The 1,892-nt window shown below is 69.2% G+C and carries 2 protein-coding genes; both read left to right on the top strand.

Features of this window, described 5'->3' with window-relative positions; genetic code table 11:
* Positions 1–16: 16 nt before the first annotated feature.
* Complete coding sequence (locus EOA33_RS34310) at positions 17–1,003, top strand: ABC transporter permease (protein WP_126058191.1); 987 nt, start codon at positions 17–19, stop codon at positions 1,001–1,003.
* Positions 1,000–1,830 (top strand): ABC transporter permease, encoded by an 831-nt coding sequence (locus tag EOA33_RS34315; protein WP_126058190.1) that lies wholly within the window; start codon positions 1,000–1,002, stop codon positions 1,828–1,830. Before EOA33_RS34310 ends, EOA33_RS34315 begins: the two co-directional genes overlap by 4 nt.
* Positions 1,831–1,892: the final 62 nt, after the last annotated feature.

Raw genomic sequence — 1,892 nt, forward strand, 5'->3', positions numbered from 1 at the left:
ACCCACCGAGGCGCGCATGACCCGCGCCCTCACCCTCATCCGCCGCCGTCTCCTCGGCAGCGTCTTCGTGCTGCTGATCGTCGTCATCGGCACCTTCCTCCTGCTCGAGGCAGCCCCCGGCGACGCGGTCGACGCCTATATCGTCTCGACCGGCGGCGATGCCGGCATGATCGAGGTGCTGCGCCATCGCTGGGGCCTGGACCAGTCGGAAATGACGCGGCTCGCCAACTATCTCTGGGCGCTGCTGCATCTCGACCTCGGCCAGTCCGTCACCTTCTCCAGGCCGATCCGTGACGTCATCCTCGAACGCTTGCCGACCACGCTTCTCCTGATGGGCAGCGCCACCGCGCTCTCCTTCGGCCTCGGTTCGGCGCTCGGCATCTATGCCGGCGCGCGGCCTGGCAGCTTTCGCGACCGTTTCCTGTCGATCGGCTCATTGGCGCTCTATGCCGTGCCGGGCTTCTGGCTCGGCCTGGTGCTGATCGTCATCTTCGCCGTCGACCTGCGCTGGCTGCCGATCGGCGGCATCGAGACCATCGCCTCCGGCAGGACCGGGCTGTCGCGGGCCGCCGACATTGCCGCCCATCTCGTGCTGCCGGTCGCCGCGCTCGGTTTCATCTATCTCGCGCTTTACCTGCGCATGACGCGCGCCGGCATGGCCGAGGCCTGGCGGCAGGACTTTGTCCTCGCCGCCCGCGCCAGGGGGCTGTCGCGGCGTCGCATCGTGCTCGCCCACGTCGCCCGCAACGCGCTCCTGCCGCTGGTCACTATGCTCGGCCTGCAGTCGGCGCAGATGCTCGGCGGCAGCGTCGTCATCGAAAGCGTCTTTGCCGTGCCCGGCCTCGGCCGGCTGGCGCAGGAGGCCGTCGCGGGACGTGACACGCCGCTGCTTCTCGGCATCATCCTGGTCAGCGCAGTGCTCGTCATCCTCATCAACCTCCTGGTTGACCTCGCCTACGCCCTGCTCGACCCCCGCGTCGGCGCCAGCGAGGCCGGCGCATGAGCCGGCTGCATCGCTTCTTCTGCACGCCGGAAGCGGTCGCCGGCGCCGTCATTTTTGCGACGCTCTTCGCCATGGCGCTTACCGCGCCGCTGCTCTTTCCCGGCGATCCGCAAGCCATTGCAGGTCCGGCATTGCTGTCGCCATTCCAAAACTGGTCGCTGCCGCTCGGCACCGATCGGCTCGGCCGCGACGTGCTGGCCGAGCTTTTCCACGGCGCCCGCACCTCGCTGGCCGTCGGTCTGGCGGCGGCCGCTGCCGCGCTGGTCATTGGCGCGGTGGTCGGCACGCTGGCCGGCTTTGCCGGCGGGCTGATCGACGAGGTGCTGATGCGCATTACCGATGCCTTCCAGACCGTGCCCGGCTTCCTGCTGGCCCTGGCCTTCGTCAGCATTGTCGGCCCTTCCCTCGGTGTGGTCGTTGCGGCCATCGCGCTTGGCGCCTGGACGGGACCGGCGCGCGTCGCGCGCGCCGAAGTGCTGTCGATCCGCGAACGCGACTATGTCGCCGGCGCCCGTGTCATCGGCATGCATCCGCTCGAGATCGCCTTTCGCGAAGTGCTCCCAAACGCGCTGCCGCCGGTGCTGGCACTGTCCTCGGTGATCGTCGCGGCGGCGATCCTGACGGAAGCCGCCCTGTCCTTTCTCGGCCTAGGCGACCCCAACCTCGTCACCTGGGGCGGCATGATCGCCGAAGGCCGTGCTGTTTTGCGCACCGCGCCTTTCCTGTCGATCATCCCCGGCATCGCGCTGGTGCTGACCGTGCTCGGCGTCTACCTCGCCGGCGAAGGCATCGTCGAGACGACAGCGGTGCGGAGAAGTCTGTCGTGACGGCGCTGCTTTCCATGCGCGACCTCACGGTCGCCTACCGCGGCAACGGCCGCGAGGTGCCG

This window comes from Mesorhizobium sp. M4A.F.Ca.ET.050.02.1.1 (assembly GCF_003997725.1).
In the GTDB taxonomy this organism is placed as follows: domain Bacteria; phylum Pseudomonadota; class Alphaproteobacteria; order Rhizobiales; family Rhizobiaceae; genus Mesorhizobium.

Excerpts from the sequence above, each read along its gene's own strand:
- EOA33_RS34310 (WP_126058191.1), top strand. The coding sequence starts at position 17 with ATGACCCGCGCCCTCACCCTCATCCGCCGCCGTCTCCTCGGCAGCGTC.
- EOA33_RS34315 (WP_126058190.1), top strand. The coding sequence starts at position 1,000 with ATGAGCCGGCTGCATCGCTTCTTCTGCACGCCGGAAGCGGTCGCCGGC.